Source organism: Niastella sp. (genome assembly GCF_045805085.1).
Taxonomy (GTDB): Bacteria; Bacteroidota; Bacteroidia; order Chitinophagales; family Chitinophagaceae; genus Niastella.
Genome location: NZ_JBJMLX010000324.1, coordinates 1 through 18,690, shown reverse-complemented (window position 1 = coordinate 18,690; position 18,690 = coordinate 1). Strand labels below are relative to the sequence as shown.

17 protein-coding genes are annotated in these 18,690 nt (G+C 45.8%); all 17 read left to right on the top strand.

Annotated features, from left to right (window positions below):
• Nucleotides 1-63 precede the first annotated feature (63 nt).
• Complete coding sequence (locus tag ACJ751_RS16960) at nt 64-921, top strand: fumarylacetoacetate hydrolase family protein (protein WP_407746710.1); 858 nt, start codon at nt 64-66, stop codon at nt 919-921.
• A gap of 6 nt (nt 922-927) precedes the next feature.
• Nucleotides 928-1,293, top strand: coding sequence for an L-rhamnose mutarotase (locus tag ACJ751_RS16955; RefSeq protein ID WP_407746709.1), 366 nt, complete (start codon nt 928-930; stop codon nt 1,291-1,293).
• Between the two features lie 56 nt (nt 1,294-1,349).
• Entirely contained in the window at nt 1,350-2,243 is an 894-nt protein-coding gene (locus ACJ751_RS16950; RefSeq protein WP_407746708.1) for an amidohydrolase family protein, read from the top strand.
• 5 nt (nt 2,244-2,248) lie between these two features.
• Nucleotides 2,249-3,031 carry an SDR family oxidoreductase gene (locus ACJ751_RS16945; RefSeq protein ID WP_407746707.1) on the top strand — a complete coding sequence of 261 codons (783 nt, stop codon included), beginning with the start codon at nt 2,249-2,251 and terminating at the stop codon, nt 3,029-3,031.
• A 70-nt stretch (nt 3,032-3,101) separates the two neighbouring features.
• Nucleotides 3,102-4,379, top strand: a complete 1,278-nt coding sequence (fucP, locus tag ACJ751_RS16940; protein ID WP_407746706.1) for an L-fucose:H+ symporter permease — start codon at nt 3,102-3,104, stop codon at nt 4,377-4,379.
• Nucleotides 4,380-4,440: 61 nt separating this feature from the next.
• Nucleotides 4,441-5,211, top strand: coding sequence for an SDR family NAD(P)-dependent oxidoreductase (locus ACJ751_RS16935; protein ID WP_407746705.1), 771 nt, complete (start codon nt 4,441-4,443; stop codon nt 5,209-5,211).
• A 299-nt stretch (nt 5,212-5,510) separates the two neighbouring features.
• Nucleotides 5,511-6,062 (top strand): hypothetical protein, encoded by a 552-nt coding sequence (locus ACJ751_RS16930; protein ID WP_407746704.1) that lies wholly within the window; start codon nt 5,511-5,513, stop codon nt 6,060-6,062.
• Nucleotides 6,063-6,171: 109 nt separating this feature from the next.
• On the top strand, nt 6,172-7,509 hold the full coding sequence (locus tag ACJ751_RS16925; protein ID WP_407746703.1) for a vanadium-dependent haloperoxidase: 1,338 nt from the start codon (nt 6,172-6,174) through the stop codon (nt 7,507-7,509).
• Nucleotides 7,510-7,538: 29 nt separating this feature from the next.
• Complete coding sequence (locus tag ACJ751_RS16920) at nt 7,539-8,627, top strand: hypothetical protein (protein ID WP_407746702.1); 1,089 nt, start codon at nt 7,539-7,541, stop codon at nt 8,625-8,627.
• Nucleotides 8,628-8,644: 17 nt separating this feature from the next.
• Nucleotides 8,645-9,610, top strand: coding sequence for a hypothetical protein (locus tag ACJ751_RS16915; protein WP_407746701.1), 966 nt, complete (start codon nt 8,645-8,647; stop codon nt 9,608-9,610).
• Nucleotides 9,607-11,163, top strand: coding sequence for a phosphatase PAP2 family protein (locus ACJ751_RS16910; protein ID WP_407746700.1), 1,557 nt, complete (start codon nt 9,607-9,609; stop codon nt 11,161-11,163). Before ACJ751_RS16915 ends, ACJ751_RS16910 begins: the two co-directional genes overlap by 4 nt.
• Before the next feature lie 147 nt (nt 11,164-11,310).
• Nucleotides 11,311-12,885: an alpha,alpha-trehalase TreF gene (treF, locus tag ACJ751_RS16905; RefSeq protein WP_407746699.1), complete on the top strand. Its 1,575-nt coding sequence runs from the start codon at nt 11,311-11,313 to the stop codon at nt 12,883-12,885.
• A gap of 46 nt (nt 12,886-12,931) precedes the next feature.
• A complete protein-coding gene (locus ACJ751_RS16900) occupies nt 12,932-13,756 on the top strand; it encodes a penicillin-binding transpeptidase domain-containing protein (protein ID WP_407746698.1) in 825 nt (274 codons plus the stop codon).
• Nucleotides 13,757-13,969: 213 nt separating this feature from the next.
• Entirely contained in the window at nt 13,970-14,968 is a 999-nt protein-coding gene (locus ACJ751_RS16895) for a VWA domain-containing protein (protein ID WP_407746697.1), read from the top strand.
• Entirely contained in the window at nt 14,965-15,594 is a 630-nt protein-coding gene (locus tag ACJ751_RS16890; RefSeq protein WP_407746696.1) for a tetratricopeptide repeat protein, read from the top strand. The genes ACJ751_RS16895 and ACJ751_RS16890 overlap by 4 nt, the downstream gene beginning before the upstream one ends.
• Nucleotides 15,595-15,773: 179 nt before the next feature.
• Nucleotides 15,774-17,786, top strand: a complete 2,013-nt coding sequence (gene ispG / locus ACJ751_RS16885) for a (E)-4-hydroxy-3-methylbut-2-enyl-diphosphate synthase (RefSeq protein ID WP_407746695.1) — start codon at nt 15,774-15,776, stop codon at nt 17,784-17,786.
• 204 nt (nt 17,787-17,990) lie between these two features.
• The coding region (locus ACJ751_RS16880; protein WP_407746694.1) for a helix-turn-helix transcriptional regulator at nt 17,991-18,690 on the top strand (700 nt) is incomplete at its 3' end.

Here is an 18,690-nt window from a genome sequence, read left to right as displayed (position 1 = left end):
ATTTTCGTTTGGTTTGCAGTGAAAATGAAATAGTTTCGACCAACAAAAAATTATACTGGTAACATGAAGCTTATACGTTTTGGAAAATCAGGGCAGGAGAAGCCTGGGGTTGAATTACCCGATGGAAAAAGAATTGACACCAGCGCTTTTGGTGAAGATTATAACGAGCAATTTCTAACCAATAATGGTCTTGCCCGTTTGGCTGAGTGGTTAAAAACAAATCAGTCTGCCTGCCCGGTAGTTGATGCCAGTGAGCGTTTGGGCGCTCCCCTGGCCCGTCCTTCAAAGATTGTGTGCATTGGATTAAACTACGTAGACCATGCCAGGGAAACCAATGCGGCCATCCCGGCAGAGCCGATCGTGTTTTTTAAATCTACCACCGCAATGGTTGGTCCCTTCGATCAACTGGTGATCCCGAAGAACAGTACCAAAACCGATTGGGAAGTGGAGCTGGCCGTAGTGATAGGTAAAAAAGCTACCTATGTTGAAGAGAAAGACGCCAATGATTACATCGCCGGTTACATGCTGCACAATGATTATAGCGAACGTGCTTTTCAGTTGGAGCGCAATGGTCAGTGGGTAAAAGGTAAAAGCTGCGATACGTTTGCACCATTAGGCCCCTTTATGGCTACGCCCGATGAAATAAAAGACATCCATAACGTACGCTTGTGGCTTTCTTTAAATGGTAAAATGATGCAGGATGGCAATACCAGCAACCTAATTTTCAAAATACCGTTCCTGATCTCTTACCTGAGCCAGTTTATGACCCTGCTCCCTGGTGATATCATCAGCACCGGTACACCTGCTGGTGTAGGTTTAGGTCAAAAACCCGAACCGTTTTATGTAAAACCTGGTGATATTATTGAGTTGGGTATCGATGGACTGGGCACCAGCAAACAGGTTGCGGTAGCTTATAAATAGTTATACATGAAACGATATTGTCTTGCCCTGGACCTGGTAGACGATCCGGCATTGATTGCCGACTACGAGCGCCATCATAATGAAATATGGCCCGAGATAGTGCAAAGCATTCAATCGGCAGGCATCGACGTGCTGGATATTTATCGCACGGGTAACCGGCTGTTTATGATCATCGAGGCCAATGACCAGTTCTCTTTTGCTGATAAAGCAAAGGCCGATGCCGCCAATCCCAGGGTTCAGGAATGGGAAGCCCTGATGTGGAAATTCCAACAAGCGCTTCCCTGGGCAAAGCCTGGTGAGAAGTGGATCCTGATGGAAAAGATATTCAGCCTGAGCCCCCTCCCGGCCTCCCCCGGTGGGGGAGGAGTCTGAAACACTCCAATTATTTGCTCAGATAATACATTGCTAACATCAAATGAATTCAGAAAATGAGAGTGATAAAATATCATTTTGATGATGCCAACTCCCCCTCCACCGGAGGGGGCCGGGGGGAGGCCTCCGTCATCGATTCACACGTTCACTTCTGGAAATACGATAAAAAAACCTACGACTGGATTGATAATTCCATGAAGACCCTTCAACAGGATTATCTACCGGAACACCTGGCGCTGGTTTCAAGAAGAAATAATGTGGATGGCGTGGTGGCCGTACAGGCAACCCAGTCTGAAACGGAAACACATTTCCTGGTTGAACTGGCCAAAACCCATTCTATCATCAAAGGCGTTGTAGGCTGGATCGACTTACAGGCCGATAACATCGCAGAGCGCCTGCAATACTTTTCGCAGTATCCCATCATTAAAGGATACCGCCACGTAGTGCAGGGCGAACCACTCGATTTTCTGGCCCGGCCAAATTTCCGTCGTGGCGTGGCAGCGTTAAAAGCATTCAACTATACGTACGATATTCTCATCTTCCATAATCAGTTACAACCAGCTATTGATTTTGTACGGGCTTTTCCCGATCAGCCATTTGTGATAGATCATTGCGCCAAACCCGACATCCGTCATAAGCAGATCGATGACTGGCGGACAGGCATTCAGGAGATAGCCCAATTCCCGAACGTGTGCTGCAAACTGTCTGGTTTGTTTACTGAAACCAATTGGAAAGAATGGAGCGCGGCCGATTTCTTCCCCTACCTCGATGTGGTGTTTGAAGCATTCGGTACTAACAGATTGCTATTTGGCAGCGACTGGCCTGTTATGTTACTCAGCGGCATTTATGTACAATGGAAAAGTTTGCTGGAGAAATATATGGAAAGGTTTCCGGCTGAAGAAAGAGAAAAAGTATTTGGCAGCAATGCCATTCAATTTTATAATTTATAACTAACATGGATTTACATCTCACCAACAAAGTATTTATTGTTACCGGAGGTGCCAAAGGGATTGGTGCTGCTATTAGCAGTTCAATTGCGGCTGAAGGTGCTATTGTAGTAATTGCAGGAAGAAACAAGACTGATAACCAGGCTAAAGTTGATGAAATTATAAAAGCAAAAGGAAAAGCTACCAGCATTGAAGCTGAACTGGCCGACCCTGCTGCCTGTAAATCGGTTATAGATTTTACAGTGAAAGAATACGGCCGCATCGATGGCCTTATCAATAATGCCGGAATGAACGATGGTTGCGGACTCGAAAGCGGTTCTCCTGAAAAGTTCATGAGATCGCTGCAAATTAACCTCAGCCATATTTATAACCTGGCGCATTATGCATTGCCTTATCTGAAAGAATCAAAAGGCACCATCACCAATATCGGGTCAAAAGTAGCAGACACCGGCCAGGGTAATACTTCAGGTTATGCAGCATCCAAAGGCGGCATCAATGCATTGACCCGTGAGTGGGCGGTTGAATTGCTGCCTTATTCTATCCGGGTAAATACCGTTATCCCTGCCGAAGTATGGACACCCCTGTACGATAAATGGATCCAAACCCTGCCCAATCCGAAAGAGAAACTGGCGCAGATCGTTTCTAAAATACCATTGGAAAAACGCTTCACTACTTCAGAAGAGATTGCCGATATGACGGTATTCCTGGTAAGTGATCGTTCAAGCCACACTACCGGACAGATCATTTATGTTGATGGTGGTTACACGCACCTCGACCGTTCATTGACCTAATATATTATAAAGCCCCTGAATGAAAGTTTGGGGGCTCAATCTATACATCCAAACTAAAATTCCCGATTGCATGGCCCTACCAACATCATCCAGTGCCTCCCTGAAACAAGGACAACTTAAAGGATATCTTTTTCCTTTCATCTTAGTGACCAGCTTGTTTTTCTTTTGGGGCTTTGTACATAATCTCGACCCTATATTGATCCCACACTTGCGGGAAGCGTTTACGTTAAACTATCTGCAGGCATCGCTGGTCGACTTCTCCGTATTCATCGCTTATTTCGTTATGGCGCTGCCAGCAGGATTCATCATGAGGAAGTACGGCTATAAGTCAGGGATCATTTTAGGTTTATTACTTTTTGGTATTGGTTCCTTATTATTCATCCCGGCTGCCGATACCAGGCAATATTTTTTATTCCTGGGAGCTCTGTTTGTTATAGCCAGCGGTCTTACTTTTTTAGAAACCGCGGCCAATCCATATGCTTCCTTATTAGGGCCAAAGGAAACAGCCACCCAACGGTTGAACCTGTCTCAATCATTTAACGGTCTCGCTACTGTATTGGCGCCGCTGGTTGGTGGTAAATTCATTTTGTCAGGAAACGAATTAACCGAAGCCCAAAAAGCAGCCATGACGCCACAGGCCCTTGATGCCTACCTGGCTGCCAGCGCATCCGCGGTAAAAGGGCCTTATTTAATTCTGGGTAGCATAATTCTTATTGTAGCAATCATCTTTGCATTTACAAAGCTGCCTGAAATTAAAGAAGAAGAGGGTAAGAAATCCAGTTTCGCCAATGCATTCCAGCACAAGCACCTGGTGTGGGCAATAGTAGCGCAATTCTTTTATGTAGGCGCACAGGTTTGTGTTACCAGCTTCTTTATCAGTATTGCCGTGAAAGCTGCTAATATCGACAAACAAACGGCCTCCATTTACCTGGGATTAGGGTACGGTCTGGCATTCATGATCGGTCGTTTTGCAGGGACCTTTTTTATGAGATATATCAGCCCTAATAAATTACTGGTTATCTACTCGGTAATCAATATTGTATTATCTGCGATAGCCATTGTAAGCACTGGCATGATTACGGTGTATGCATTGATCGGGGTTGGATTTTTTATGTCGATCATGTTCCCCACCATTTTCGCATTGGGTATAAAAGGATTAGGCGTCGATACAAAAATAGGTTCCAGCCTGATCATTATGTCAATTGTAGGGGGGGCATTAATTCCATTGGCTATGGGCCGTATTGCCGATATCACTCACAATATTCAGAACGGATACATCATTCCGCTGATCTGTTTTATTGTGATCTTATTTTTCGGCTGGAAAGGCCATAAGATAAAAACAGCTTAAAAATAGAAAAGTTAACGGGTTAACTTTTCAACCAATCAACTTATCAATTAATTTCGCACCCATGTTTCGACTCGATAATAAAACAGCCATCATTACCGGTGGCGGAAGCGGTATAGGAAAAGCCATTGCCACTGTATTTGCCCAACAGGGAGCCAGCGTTCATATTTTAGATATGGATGAACAGGGCGCTACCAACGTGGTAAAAGAAATTACAGAAGCTGGTGGCAAAGGACAGTTTTACAAATGCGATGTATCAAAACAAGCTGATGTAAAACAAATTGTTGATGGCATTGCAGCCAATGGTTCTATTGATATCCTCATCAACAATGCCGGTATTGCCCACATTGGCACCGCCGATAGTACGCCCGAAGCCGACTTCGACCGGTTGGTGAATGTGAATGTAAAAGGCGTATACAACTGTTTACATACTGTTATTCCGCACATGAAACAAAATGGCGGGTCCATTCTTAACATGGCTTCCATTGCCTCACTGGTGGGTATACCCGACCGTTTTGCCTATTCCATGACCAAAGGAGCGGTAGTGGGCATGACGTTATCTGTTGCCAAGGATTATCTTAAAAACAATATCCGTTGCAACTGTATTTCACCGGCACGTGTACATACACCGTTTGTAGATGGATTCCTGTCAAAGAACTATCCCGGTAAAGAAGCAGAGATGTTTGAGAAACTGTCAAAGACCCAGCCTATTGGCCGGATGGGCAAACCCGAAGAGATCGGTTACCTGGCTTTATACCTTTGCTCAAACGAAGCATCCTTTATTACCGGTTGTGATTACCCCATCGATGGAGGCTTCACTAAATTGAACAACTAAGAAACATATAAGATCCTGAAATATGAAGTAGGAAGTACGAAGAGCCTGTTATCTCGTATTTCCTATTTTTTTGTCTACCCTGCCAGCCAGTAAAGGATACCCTTTGACACATGGTTCACCCAACTTTTTTTCCTCAATATGGAGATTCCGGGGTTACAAACCCATCATTTTAAGTCACTAGTAATTATGGGCGTTTGAAACCCTTCGAAACCAATACATGGCTAAATTATTTTGGCTAACAGCGTTTTCGTACCCCAAATTGTCTTATTTTGTAGTAATTCAAAGCTATTGCACCTTTGATGAAACGGGCTGCTGCCATATTGCTGCTTCTCATTTTACTGTTTAACTGGTTTGGATATCGGTTATTGTCCGATTATCAGCAACACCGGGCAGATACTCAATTGGAGGCCCAACTCGATCAGCAACAATACAATGAAGCCAGCCTTATAGAAATCCGCGTTCCCCTTAACATGCCTTACCAAAGCATTTCCTCCGGTTTTGAACGCTACGATGGCGAAATAGAATTCAACGGCATTCACTATAAATATGTAAAACGTAAAGTAGAGAACGGCGAACTGGTGTTGTTATGTTTACCCAACGAGAGCCGAACGCGCTTACAAAACGCCCGCGACGAGTTTTTTAAACTGGTGAATGACCTGCAACATAATTCTCAAAGTAAAAATTCCACCCCTGGCAGTTCTATCAAGAACCCGGTGACTGAATACCAGGACCAACAAAACAACTGGCAGGTTGAAGCCCTGGCAGTTCAGCTGCATCAATATACGGGCTATACCAAAGTCATTCCTTCTTTTCCTTTGCTTACAACACCTGCACAACCTCCCGAGTGCTGATCGTATTATCATCGCCTTTCGTCGACCGCCGAAGCTTTAGCGCAGGCGGTTTTATTGGGAAAGCTATAGCCAGCTACAAGTCTGATTTATTACTAATTGAAGCTATATCATGCGTTATTTATTGTTTGCCATTCTATTGGCAGGAGTTGCCTCCTGCAAACAACGTGCTGCAGATTACCAACAGGTATTGCACGACCCCGTTCTGTACAGTAAAATGACCGGTCAGCTTACAGATGTTATTACCTACGACATCTTTACCCCGCCGGTAGCGAGTCGTATTTATGCCTATGCCCACCTGGCGGCCTACGAAGCCATGGTGCATGGAGATAGCAGCTATACATCGTTGAAAGGCCAGTTAAAAGGATTCGATTATGTGCTTCCGCCCGACTCCGGTAAAATAGTCGATTATCCCTATGCCGCCCTTATGGCCTTTATGGAAGTAGGTAAAACCCTCACCTTTTCAAAAGACCAGACCGATAAAATAGTCGACAGTTTAAAAATGCTGGCAGAAACACATGGCATGCCGGCAGACATGAAAAAGAATTCTGAAGAATATGGCGTAAACGTCGCCAAAGCGGTACTGGGCTGGAGCAAGAAAGACAACTATGCACAAACCCGCTCTGCCGCCAAATACACCGTGCCAAATGACGAAGGCAAATGGATCCCTACGCCGCCCGGATATTTTCAGGCAGTAGAACCCCAGTGGCGCACCATACGCACCATTGCCATGGACAGCTGCAACCAGTTTGCGCCACCTGCTCCCTGTGTCTTTGGTAAAGACTCCACCTGCGCATTTTACAAACTGGCCAAACAGGTACAGGATACCGGTGTTCTGCTCACCGAAGAACAAAAAGCCATCTCCAGTTTCTGGGATTGTAATGGGTTTAAATTAAATGTGGTTGGCCATACAATGTATGCCACCAAGGCCATGACGCCCGGTGGTCACTGGATGGGTATTATTGGTATTATTTGCGAAAATAAGAAGGCTGATTTTGATAAAACGGTGTATACGTATACAACAGCGTCCTTTGCCATAATGGATGCCTTCATTGCCTGTTGGGATGCGAAATATACGTTTAACCTGGTACGACCTGAAACAGTGATCAACAAATACATAGACGCCAACTGGAAACCCTTTCTGCAAACCCCGCCATTTCCTGAATATACCAGCGGTCACTCCATTATATCAACTGCCGCTTCAACTGTGCTGGAACATATCTACGGCGCACAAACGCCTTTCCGCGACAGTACCGAGCGTCCCTGGGGTTTCCCTGACCGAAACTTTCAATCACCCCGACAGGCTGCAGATGAAGCAGGCATAAGCCGCTTTTATGGCGGTATTCACTATCGCCCTTCTATTATCGTAGCGCGGGACCAGGGTGAGAAAGTAGGCAATTATGTACTCACAAAACTGAGTATGAGAAAAGAACAGCTGGCCAGTAAATAATGTAACCAACACAACCAAATTAACTGTAAATGAAAAAGCTTACTCTATTATCGATCGTATATTTATTGCTAACCCATCAGGCCCAATCACAAGGTTGCGTAGCCATTCGCAGCACCGGTGGTTTTTGTACCCGCGACCAGGCAATGGGGCACGATTCTACCAAATGGATGCTGTCGGTAAGCAATCGCTATTTTAAATCGTTCAGGCACTTTGTGGGAACCGAAGAACAAAAACAACGGATAGAACAGGGAACTCAGGTAATCAATCATTCCTATACACTTGACCTGGCGCTTTTCCGGAATTTAAAAAATGGCTGGTCTATCGGGCTCGATGTGCCGGTTATTTCCAACGCCCGTTCTTCTTTGTACGAGCATGGAGGCAATGGCGCCAAAAACGCCCGGCATTCCACTCATTCCTTCGGCGTGGGTGATATTCGCATTGCCGTATATCGCTGGCTCATTGACCAAACAACCATGCCAAAAGGGAACATCCAGGTGGGGCTGGGACTCAAACTGCCAACCGGCGATTACCGCTACCAGGATTTCTTTATAAAGAACGATTCAACCAAAGTATTAGGACCTGTCGATCAATCCATACAGTTAGGTGATGGTGGAACCGGGTTCACTACCGAGATAAATGCCTTTTACAATTTCAACGAAAATTTTGGGGTGTATGGTAACTTTTATTACCTGTTCAATCCCCGGGAACAAAATGGCGTTTCAACCACCCGTGGCGGAATCCCTTCTTCAGATGCCATTAAATATGGTACCAGCGTAATGAGCGTGCCCGATCAAATGATGATCCGCGCCGGCACCAGCACCACCTTTAATAAATTCACCTTCTCTATCGGGGTCCGCGATGAGTGCCAGCCTTCCAAAGATGTGATCGGTGGCAGCATGGGTTTCCGCCGTCCGGGTTATATCATTTCCATTGAACCGGGTGTAAACTATCAATTCAAAAAAGCAACCGTATATGCTTATGTGCCGTTTGCGGTTAAACGCAACCGTACCCAAAGCGTTGCCGACAAATTAAAAACTGCCGACACAGGGGTGTACAGCCAGGGCGATGCCGCCTTTGCCGATTACCTGGTAAACATTGGCGCTTCTTTTAAATTTTAACCTTATACAAACTGTTTATGAAACAATCCAGGAAGACCTGCCTGCGCTATTGCAGTTTGCTTTTTTGGTTGGCGGCAAGCATACACTCCGCATTTGCCCAAACAGATATAGATGGTATTATGATGGCCAAAAAAAATCTCTGTGTGGGACCCATGTATGGATATAGCAGCTGGAAGCATTACTGGGAGGGAACACTTAAAAGAGAGAACCTGAATTTAGGGACCGTTTCTTCCCAAATGTATAGTGTGATGGGCGCTTACGGAGTAACCGATAAAGTCAACGTTTTGTTTTCAGTTCCTTATGTAAGAACCAAAGCCTCTGCAGGCACCTTGCATGGCATGAAGGGTTTTCAGGATGCCTCGCTATGGGTAAAATATATGCCGCTTGAAACCAAGATCGGCAATGGCGATTTAAGTGTGTATGGCCTGGCAGGTGTATCGGCCCCGCTTAGCAATTATGTAGCCGATTACCTGCCCCTGTCATTAGGGTTACGCAGTAAAACGCTTTCATTGAGAGGGATGGTCGATTACCAGGCAGGAAAATTGTTTGCCACGCTGTCTGGCACCTACGTCTTCCGTGACAATATTAAAATCGACCGCGATGCTTACTATACTACCGAAATGCATTACACGAACAAGGTAGCAATGCCCGATGCCCTGTCGTTCAACTTTCGGGCTGGTTACCGGCATAACGATATCATTGCGGAGGCTTTTCTCGACAACTGGACCACCCTGGGTGGTTTTGATATAACCCGTAACAACATGCCTTTCCCGAGTAATAAAATGAATGCAACGCGGTTGGGCGCCAATGTAAAATATCATTTAAAGAACCTGAAACGGCTTCAACTGGTGGTAAACGGGAATCATGTTATTGCAGGACGTAATGTAGGCCAGTCAACCAGCATCAACGCCGGCCTGTTCTTTATAATCAATTTCGCAAAAAAGCAGGCACCTGTTTCAACCACTCCAAAAGCACAACCATGAAAAAGTTATTATCCTGTATACTGCCGCTGTTGATTATCGCTGCCGTTACCGTTCCTTTGGCCTGTTCAAAAACAGAGAAGGGCCGTACTGATGATCTGCCGGCATTGCAACCAGATAAAACGGATATCGATGCGGGTAGCTGGAAACCCATTCTGCTCGCTTCTCCTAATGAGTTTTCGATCTCAGCGCCTGTAGCCACCAATACGCCGGAATACACTGCCCAGCTGAGCGAGATCAAAAGCTGGCAGGCATCTTTGACCGATGGTGAAAAGGATCTTGTAAAATACTGGAGCGCCGGCGCTGTACTTCGTTGGAATGAGATCTTGCGGGGACTGGTGGCTAAACACAACCTGCCGCCTTATCAGAACGATGATGGCATCTACCCGGCGCCTAATGCCAATAACCCATTGGCGTATCCGCAATTTCCTTTTGCCAATCCACCTTATGCAGCAAGAGCCTATGCTTATGTGAGCGCTGCCCAATACGATGCGCTGGTAGCCGCTTACTATTATAAAAAATTATACAACCGCCCGGCGCCTTATAAAGTGGATGCAGGCATTAAGGTGCTGGTACCACAATCAGACCTGCCTTCTTATCCATCTGAAGATGCCGTAGTAGCAGGCGCTGCCGTTGAAATGATGAAGTTATTATTCCCCGGCGACCAGGAGTACATTCAGCAAAAGGCCGAAGAACACAAACGGGCCCGCATTATTTCGGGCGCCAATGTGCGCAGCGATATGGAAGCTGGTGAGGCATTAGGCAAAGCTGTGGCGCAGAAATTTGTGACCCGCGCCCGGGGCGATCGTGCGGGTGCCGCAATTGGCACGCCTGCCGATTGGGCCAAACTGGAAACCGATTGTATTGCCCGTGGTGAAACGCCCTGGTATAGTCTGGAACTACCAAAGCGCCCACCAATGCTACCATTATTTGGTAAGGTAAAAGCATTCCTGTTCGATTCACTCACGGCTATTTCCTTACGGCCCGGACCACCTCCACTTACTGCCAGTAAAAAAATGCAGGATGAAACCGATGAAATATTGAGTTTGACAAAAAATGATACGCGCGATCACTATCGCATTGTTCACTTCTGGGCCGATGGCGCCGGAACTTCTACGCCATCTGGTCACTGGGATGCCATAGCTGCCGAAGATTTCATTAAAAAGAATTACAGTGAAGTGCGTTGGGCGCGCAACATGGCTTTACTGAATATGTCGTTGATGGATGCCGCCATTGTTTGCTGGGATACCAAGTATTTTTATTTCAACCCAAGACCCTGTCAAATGAACCCCAAAATAAAGACCTTAACCGGCGTTCCCAATTTCCCGGCATATGTCTCTGGTCATTCCACCTTCAGTGGGGCTGCCGCTACTATTCTTTCTTATATAATACCAGATCGGGCAACTGCATACGATGATATGGCACGCGAAGCCTCCCTGTCGAGAATGCTGGCGGGCATCCACTTCCGGGCCGATTGTGAAGTGGGACTGGAAACAGGTAAAAAAGTAGGCAATTATGCAGTGGATCGTGGCAAAGCTGATGGTGCAGGTAATTAAGTAAAACAAGCCAAAAGAGCTGAAACAATAACAGATAATCTTTTTTGAGAAGCATAAATAGAAGTCAAACGTCACCGTTCCGATTCCTCGGAACGGTTTTTTATTTCCTACATTTGATATAGGAATTGGTAATAAAACGCTCCCAGGATGAAAAAACTGTTTCTGTGCCTGCTGATCAGCTGGCAGTTTGTAAGTACGATTGCACAACCGCCGGCCACTCCCGATAAAATTTATGGCGATTTATTCCGCGATGTGCAAATGGGTAAAGTATTTCCCGATGGGAAAACCTTTGTTGACTGTGTGCCTAAGAAAAATCCGAAAAATATTGTTGCTGACTACAACCAGCAAAAAGGTACGCCCAAGTTCGATCTGAAACAGTTTGTGGAGAACAATTTTGAAATGCCGCGCACGCCGCAACTCAATTACATTACCCGGGAAAAAGATGTGGTCATGCACATCAAAAACCTTTGGGGGGTGCTGCGCCGTGAACCAGATACGGTTGTTGTAGGCAGTTCCTTACTGCCCTTGCCCAATCCATACATTGTTCCCGGTGGCCGCTTCAGGGAAGTGTATTACTGGGACAGTTATTTTACCATGCTGGGTCTTATGGCCAGTGGCGAAGGCGAAATGATTGAAAACATGGTGAAGAACTTTGCCTGGATGATAGAGATCTATGGCCATATTCCCAATGGCAACAGGACCTATTACCTCAGCCGCTCCCAACCACCCTTTTTCGCTTTAATGGTTGACCTGCTGGCCAATCTCAAAAACGACAGCACTTACCTAACGTTTATGCCTGCGCTGGAAAAGGAATACGAATTCTGGATGGATGGCGCCGCCAAATTAAAAACCGGGCAGGCTAACAGAAGGGTAGTTAAATTAAATGATACATTGGTGCTGAACCGCTATTGGGACGATTATCCCTTTCCCCGCCAGGAGGGTTATAAAGAAGATGTGGAAATCGCTGAAAGATCGGGCCGTGATAAAAAAGAAATGTATACCCACCTGCGCGCCGGCGCCGAAAGCGGTATCGACTTCAGCAGCCGCTGGTTCAAAGACAAGAAGAACCTTACTACTATTATGGTTACCGATATGGTGCCCGTTGACCTGAACAGTTTATTATATGAGCTGGAAGTTGTGCTGGCCAAATGTAAATTCATGGCGCATGATGCCCAGGCATCTGCCGACTATGCCCGCAAGGCAGAAAGAAGAAGGGTGGCCATTGATAAATATTGCTGGAACAAAACCCTGAAATATTATACCGATTATAATTTCAGAACGCGTAAAATATCCGGTGTGGTTACGCCTGCCGGCATGTATCCCTTCTGCGTGTACACCAAAAATCTTGATTATATGAGCCTGCTGGCCCGCCAGGCTGCCGAACAGGTGAAATCAAAACTATTACAACCCGGTGGCATAACGGCTTCGCCATTTACTACCGGTCAGCAATGGGATGCCCCCAATGGTTGGGCGCCGCTGGAATGGATGACCATCTGGGGCCTCGATCGTTGCGGCCAACGGGAACTGGCCCGTGACATTGCCGAACGCTGGATCAAATTGAACGTAGATGTGTTTAAAAGAACCGGTAAGATGATGGAAAAATACAATGTGGTTGACCTGAACCTCGAAGCCGGCGGCGGCGAATATCCCTCCCAGGATGGTTTCGGCTGGACGAATGGGGTTTTATTAGCATTGATCAATAAGTATGGCTTGCCGAAATAAAATAACGAACTTGCCCGTTTGCCTTACTTTTGCCCAAATTTTCGATATGTTTAAATGGATCACGGGAGGCCTGTTTATAGCTATTGTATTAACTGCCTGCTCACCTAATAATGTTACTGTAGATAACAGCCTGAAAAAATATTTCGACCAAAATAAAGTTACCGGCTGCTTTGGCCTTTTCGATAATGGACAGGGACATTTTACTATTTACAACCTGCCCCGCTTTAGCGACAGCGTATATACCCCCGCTTCTACCTTCAAGATCGTTAACTCACTTATTGGTTTGGAAGAAGGGATTGTAGCAGATACCAACACCGTTTTCAAATGGGACAGCGTTAACCGCCCACGCACCGAATGCAACCGCGATATGACCATGTGGGATGCCTTCCGCATTTCGTGCCCACCATGGTACCAGGAACTGGCCCGTCGCATTGGCCAACCCAAAATGCAACACTGGTTAGATACCCTGGGCTATGCACGCCGCTACGATACTTTCAAATTAAAAAACAACCTCGATACCTTCTGGCTCGATAACTCGGCCAAAGTAACCGCCGATGAAGAGTTAGGACTGGTAAAGAAATTATACTTCGACCAGCTGCCCTTTCAAAAAAGATCGCAACGCATTGTGCGCAGCATGATGTTGTGGGAAAACAATTCCAACTATAAACTGAGTTATAAAACCGGTTGGAATACTACCGACAAAGGCACCCAGATCGGCTGGATCGTTGGCTGGATAGAAGAAAACAAACACCCATACTTTTTTGCCTTGCAGGTTGAATCACCCGACCCTAATGTAGATTTCAAATCTATCAGGATAAACCTGCTGAAGCAGATCTTAAAAGAATACGGCTTTTTCGAAGGAAAAAAGTAGCGCCACTACACAATAAATAATTTAGTTAAAGCTCGTCAGCGCATAAAGCAATGGTGGGCTTTTTTTAGCCAATAGTTTGAGTTTGTTACTTATACGATGTATTTTAACTAAAAAATTAGCGCGTAAGTACTTAATTTGTAATTAATACCAATTTGGTTTAATTGTTGCATTCATCATTTTTACATTTTCTAATTTGCTAATTTTCACATTAAGTTGTTCCGTTTCCAACATATCGAATACCTCATAGCCCTGGCCACCATCCCCTTGCTGGTAGCATTGTATTTTCAGTTATTATACTGGAAAAAAAATACCATCAAAAAAATCGGGGACCATACGCTGGTACAGTCGCTCATTGCCAATTATTCGCCCATTAATTTTTTACTGAAATTCCTGTTCTTCGCCGTGGCGCTGGCAGCCGTTATTGCAGCAGCTGCCAACCTGCAAAAACCAGGGGCCATGGAAGATGTACAACGCAAAGGCGTAGATGTTGTGATTGCGCTGGATGTGAGTAAAAGTATGCTGGCTGAAGATATAAAACCCAATCGACTGGAAAGGGCCCGCCAGCTGGTTTATAAACTAATGGATCAGTTACCCAACGACCGCGTTGGGCTGGTACTGTTTGCCGGAAGGGCTTATTTGCAAATGCCATTGACCACCGATCATGGCGCTGCCCACATGTATATTCAACAGGCTGGTCCTGATGTAGTACCAACCCAGGGTACGGTGATCTCAGAAGCTTTACGCGCCAGTAACTCGGCTTTCAATAGCAAGGAAAGAAAATTTAAATCAATAGTACTCATCACCGATGGTGAAGACCACGACCCTCAGGCCGTTCCCCTGGCACAACAACTGGCTCAGGATGGTGTAATGATCAACTCCATTGGGATTGGTTCGGCAGAAGGCGCGCCTATTATGGACCCAGCCACCAATGAATACAAAAAAGATGAAACCGGTAATACGGTAGTTTCAAAATTGAACGAAGCCGAACTGCAGCAACTGGCCGGCGCTACCAAAGGAGTGTATGTGAAACTCGATGATGTGGATGCAGCAGTAAACGCCATTACCAAACAGTTAGGCACTATTGAATCAAATATCCTGGATGATAATGCATTCAGAGATTATAAAAGTTATTTTCAATGGTTCCTGGCCATTGCCCTTGCATTCCTGTTGATAGAATTCTTTTTACCAGAACGGAAATTAAAAGCAGCTTGAAAAATTTATTCTACATATCGCTGATGCCATTGCTCCTGCTTTTACCGGTATTGATAAAAGCGCAGGATGAGAATGCTGCCATTCGGGAAGGAAATAAATTGTATCACGACCGGCAGTTTGAAAAAGCAATGCCTGCTTATCAAAAAGCTATCGAGCAGAACCCTAAAAATTTAACCGCCCGCTATAACCTCGCCAATGCCCGTTTTCGCACCGGTAATATGCCCGATGCAGAAAAATCGTACGATGACCTGATTGCGAATACTACCGAAAATAAATACAAGGAAAAAGGCTATTACAACAAGGGCGTTACCTTAACAAAACAACAAAAGCTGCAGGAAAGCATCGATGCCTACAAGGATGCTTTAAAGCTCGATGCCACTGATGAGGACGCCCGCTTTAACCTGCAAAAGGCCTTAACGGAGCAGAAGAAACAAAACCAATCAAAGCAGCAGCAGCAAAAACAACAGCAGCAGAAACAGCAAAAGCAAAAGCCCGAAAACAATAAACTCGATAAAAGAAAGATAGAGCAATACCTGAAGTCGCTCGAACAAAAAGAACAGGATGTTCAGCGAAAGATGCAGCAAAACCGCGCCCGCTCGGTAACTCAACCTGAAAAGGACTGGTAGGGCGCATTCAGTGCCCGGTTGACGATTTAACCCGTTAACCAGTTAATTTTATCAAGCTGTTAACTCATCAATCCATCAACTAGTTAACTTTTCATCCTTCCTACTTTGTCGTAATTTTGCTGGCATTTTGCCCGTTTACCCAACTGGCAATCACAAATCTTAAATCAGAAAATATCAAAATGCAGCTTTACTGCGACTCATTGACCGAATATAAACGCCTGGCAACCCGTGAAGTACGAATTGGGGATTTGCTGCTGGGCAACTTCAACCCTATCCGTGTTCAAACCATGACCACCACCGATACCATGGATACCATGGCTACTGTTGAGCAAAGTATCCGCTGTATCGAAGCCGGCGCAGAAATGGTGCGTATTACAGCACCCAGCAAAAAAGAAGCGGAGAACCTGCTGAATATAAAGAACGAGCTGCACAAAAGAGGGTATAAAACCCCGCTGATCGCCGACATTCATTTCACGCCCAACGCCGCTGAAATAGCTGCCCGCATTATTGAAAAAGTACGGGTGAACCCGGGCAACTACGTTGATAAAAAGAAATTTGAACAAATAGATTATACCGATGCGGAATACGCCGAGGAGATCGATCGCATTCGCGAACGCTTTACACCCCTGGTGACAATCTGTAAAGAATATGGTACCGCCATGCGCATTGGTACCAATCACGGTTCCCTCAGTGATCGCATTATGAGCCGTTATGGCGATACGCCCATGGGCATGGTGGAAAGTGCGATGGAGTTCCTGCGCATCGCCCGTAATGAAAGCTATCACAATATTATCCTGAGTATGAAATCGAGCAATCCACAGGTAATGGTACAGGCCTACCGGTTGCTGGTAAACGTAATGATGGATGAATTTGGTGAATGCTATCCTTTACACCTGGGGGTAACAGAAGCCGGTGATGGGGAAGATGGAAGAATAAAATCAGCCATTGGTATTGGCACCCTGCTCGAAGACGGACTGGGTGATACCATCCGCGTTTCATTGACAGAAGACCCTGAGTTTGAAATTCCCGTTTGCCGCGACCTGGTTAAACGTTACACTAACCGACAGGAAGCAATTCCTTCGCCTGCCGAAGCATCAGCGAAGGCGGGTGGTATTCCAGCTATTACTAAAGTTCCTTACTCGCCTTTTGAATATACTAGAAGGCATACTGATACCGTATCGAATATCGGCGGTAAACACGTACCCGTAGTGGTGGCCGATTTTATGAAAGCCGCTGCTATTCGTCATGAAGACTTACAGGCCATTGGCTATACCTATAACACCGAAACGGATAAATTCACCATTGCCGACGCAGCAGCAGATTACCTGTACACTGGTAAAAAGCTGCTCGATTTTGCACTACCCGGTACATTGAAAGTAATTTGCGATCATGCTACCTGGTTAAATGCACCCGACAAGGAGAAATATTATCCGTTATTTCAATCAACCGAATACCTGAAAGGCACCGATCATTCAGGCTCGCTGAATTTTGTAGCAGTTGATGTAAACGAACCTGCTTCACAGGAACTGTTACAGAAAATTCGCAAAGATTACACCTTAGTGCTGTGTTTGTATTCATCAAACCCACACGCCATGCCATCGGTACGGCGTTACATTATTGAACTGATGAACCAGGGCATTACCTGCCCCATTATTTTGTCGGTAGAAAGCAATGATACGACTATCGATGAACAGCTGATCCATTTTTCAACCGATAGCGGCGCTTTGCTGCTCGATGGGATGGGCGATGGCATTTGGCTGATGAATGAACCGGAAAAGATCCGGAACCAGAAAGTGAGTGGCCGCACCTACCTGGAAACAAAGAGCAATCACCAGTTCATCAACAACACGGCCTTTTCTATTTTACAGGCCACGCGCACCCGTATTTCCAAAACCGAATATATCTCCTGCCCTTCCTGCGGACGTACCCTGTTCGACCTGCAGGAAACCACTGCGAAGATCCGTTCGATGACCCATCACCTGAAAGGCGTTAAGATCGCCATCATGGGTTGTATTGTAAATGGTCCCGGCGAAATGGCCGATGCCGATTTTGGCTATGTAGGCAGTGGTGTTGGCAAGATCACTTTATATAAAGGGAAAGAAATTGTAAAACGCAACGTCGATAGCGCCATTGCTGTGGAAGAATTGATTAATTTGTTGAAGGAAAATAACGCCTGGGTGGAGAAAGCGTGAATGGTGAATGGTCAATGGTGAAATGCTCGCGATTGTTTAAATTAATACGCGACCTTGCACCGCCCGAAACTTTTTGCCGTTTGCCGTTTGCCGTTTGCCGTTTGCCGTTTGCCGTTTGCCGTTTGCCGTTTGCCGTTTGCCGTTTGCCGTTTGCCGTTTGCCGACCAGACATTCAATAAATATTCAATCAATAACCAGCTTCTTTTGAACAGAATTGACCGACTTCATGCCATTCTCACCCACCTGCAAAGTAAAAAAAGAGTTACTGCGCAGGAGGTAGCCGATCGTTTTAACATCAGCCTGCGTACCGTGTACCGCGATGTTAAAGCATTGGAGGAAAGCGGCGTGCCGGTGATCGGTGAAGCAGGAAGCGGTTATACCATTATGGAAGGCTACCGCCTGCCGCCCGTAATGTTCACCCAGGAAGAAGCCTCTGCCCTGCTGCTGGGCTCCAAACTCACAGAGCATCTTACTGATGAATCGATAAAGAAACATTTCAACGCAGCTTTATACAAAATAAAGGCAGTGCTCCGTACTTCCGACAAGGAGCATATGGACCAGCTGAATGATAACATTGCGGTTTTGTCGCGTTTGCCGGCCGATGATTCAGCTGGCCGCTACCTTACTGAACTGCAAAAAGCGCTGGGCGATAAAAAAGAAATCCGTATCCGTTACCAATCCGGCGAAGATGCCGTGACAGAACGAAACCTGGAACCTATCGGCCTGTGCCATTATGGCCAGGCCTGGCACCTGATCGGCTGGTGCAAGCTGCGCAACGGCTACCGCGATTTCAGGGTAAGCCGCATACAACAATTGCAGATTCTCGATAATACATTTGAACCCGAATCGCATCCTTCTTTGCGGGAATACATGCAAACGATGATCAACCATTCCGAACTGCAGG

What these genes read in the sequence shown, in the direction of transcription:
- ACJ751_RS16960 (WP_407746710.1), top strand. Translation starts at nt 64, where the DNA reads ATGAAGCTTATACGTTTTGGAAAATCAGGGCAGGAGAAGCCTGGGGTT.
- ACJ751_RS16955 (WP_407746709.1), top strand. Translation starts at nt 928, where the DNA reads ATGAAACGATATTGTCTTGCCCTGGACCTGGTAGACGATCCGGCATTG.
- ACJ751_RS16950 (WP_407746708.1), top strand. Translation starts at nt 1,350, where the DNA reads ATGAGAGTGATAAAATATCATTTTGATGATGCCAACTCCCCCTCCACC.
- ACJ751_RS16945 (WP_407746707.1), top strand. Translation starts at nt 2,249, where the DNA reads ATGGATTTACATCTCACCAACAAAGTATTTATTGTTACCGGAGGTGCC.
- fucP (WP_407746706.1), top strand. Translation starts at nt 3,102, where the DNA reads ATGGCCCTACCAACATCATCCAGTGCCTCCCTGAAACAAGGACAACTT.
- ACJ751_RS16935 (WP_407746705.1), top strand. Translation starts at nt 4,441, where the DNA reads ATGTTTCGACTCGATAATAAAACAGCCATCATTACCGGTGGCGGAAGC.
- ACJ751_RS16930 (WP_407746704.1), top strand. Translation starts at nt 5,511, where the DNA reads ATGAAACGGGCTGCTGCCATATTGCTGCTTCTCATTTTACTGTTTAAC.
- ACJ751_RS16925 (WP_407746703.1), top strand. Translation starts at nt 6,172, where the DNA reads ATGCGTTATTTATTGTTTGCCATTCTATTGGCAGGAGTTGCCTCCTGC.
- ACJ751_RS16920 (WP_407746702.1), top strand. Translation starts at nt 7,539, where the DNA reads ATGAAAAAGCTTACTCTATTATCGATCGTATATTTATTGCTAACCCAT.
- ACJ751_RS16915 (WP_407746701.1), top strand. Translation starts at nt 8,645, where the DNA reads ATGAAACAATCCAGGAAGACCTGCCTGCGCTATTGCAGTTTGCTTTTT.
- ACJ751_RS16910 (WP_407746700.1), top strand. Translation starts at nt 9,607, where the DNA reads ATGAAAAAGTTATTATCCTGTATACTGCCGCTGTTGATTATCGCTGCC.
- treF (WP_407746699.1), top strand. Translation starts at nt 11,311, where the DNA reads ATGAAAAAACTGTTTCTGTGCCTGCTGATCAGCTGGCAGTTTGTAAGT.
- ACJ751_RS16900 (WP_407746698.1), top strand. Translation starts at nt 12,932, where the DNA reads ATGTTTAAATGGATCACGGGAGGCCTGTTTATAGCTATTGTATTAACT.
- ispG (WP_407746695.1), top strand. Translation starts at nt 15,774, where the DNA reads ATGCAGCTTTACTGCGACTCATTGACCGAATATAAACGCCTGGCAACC.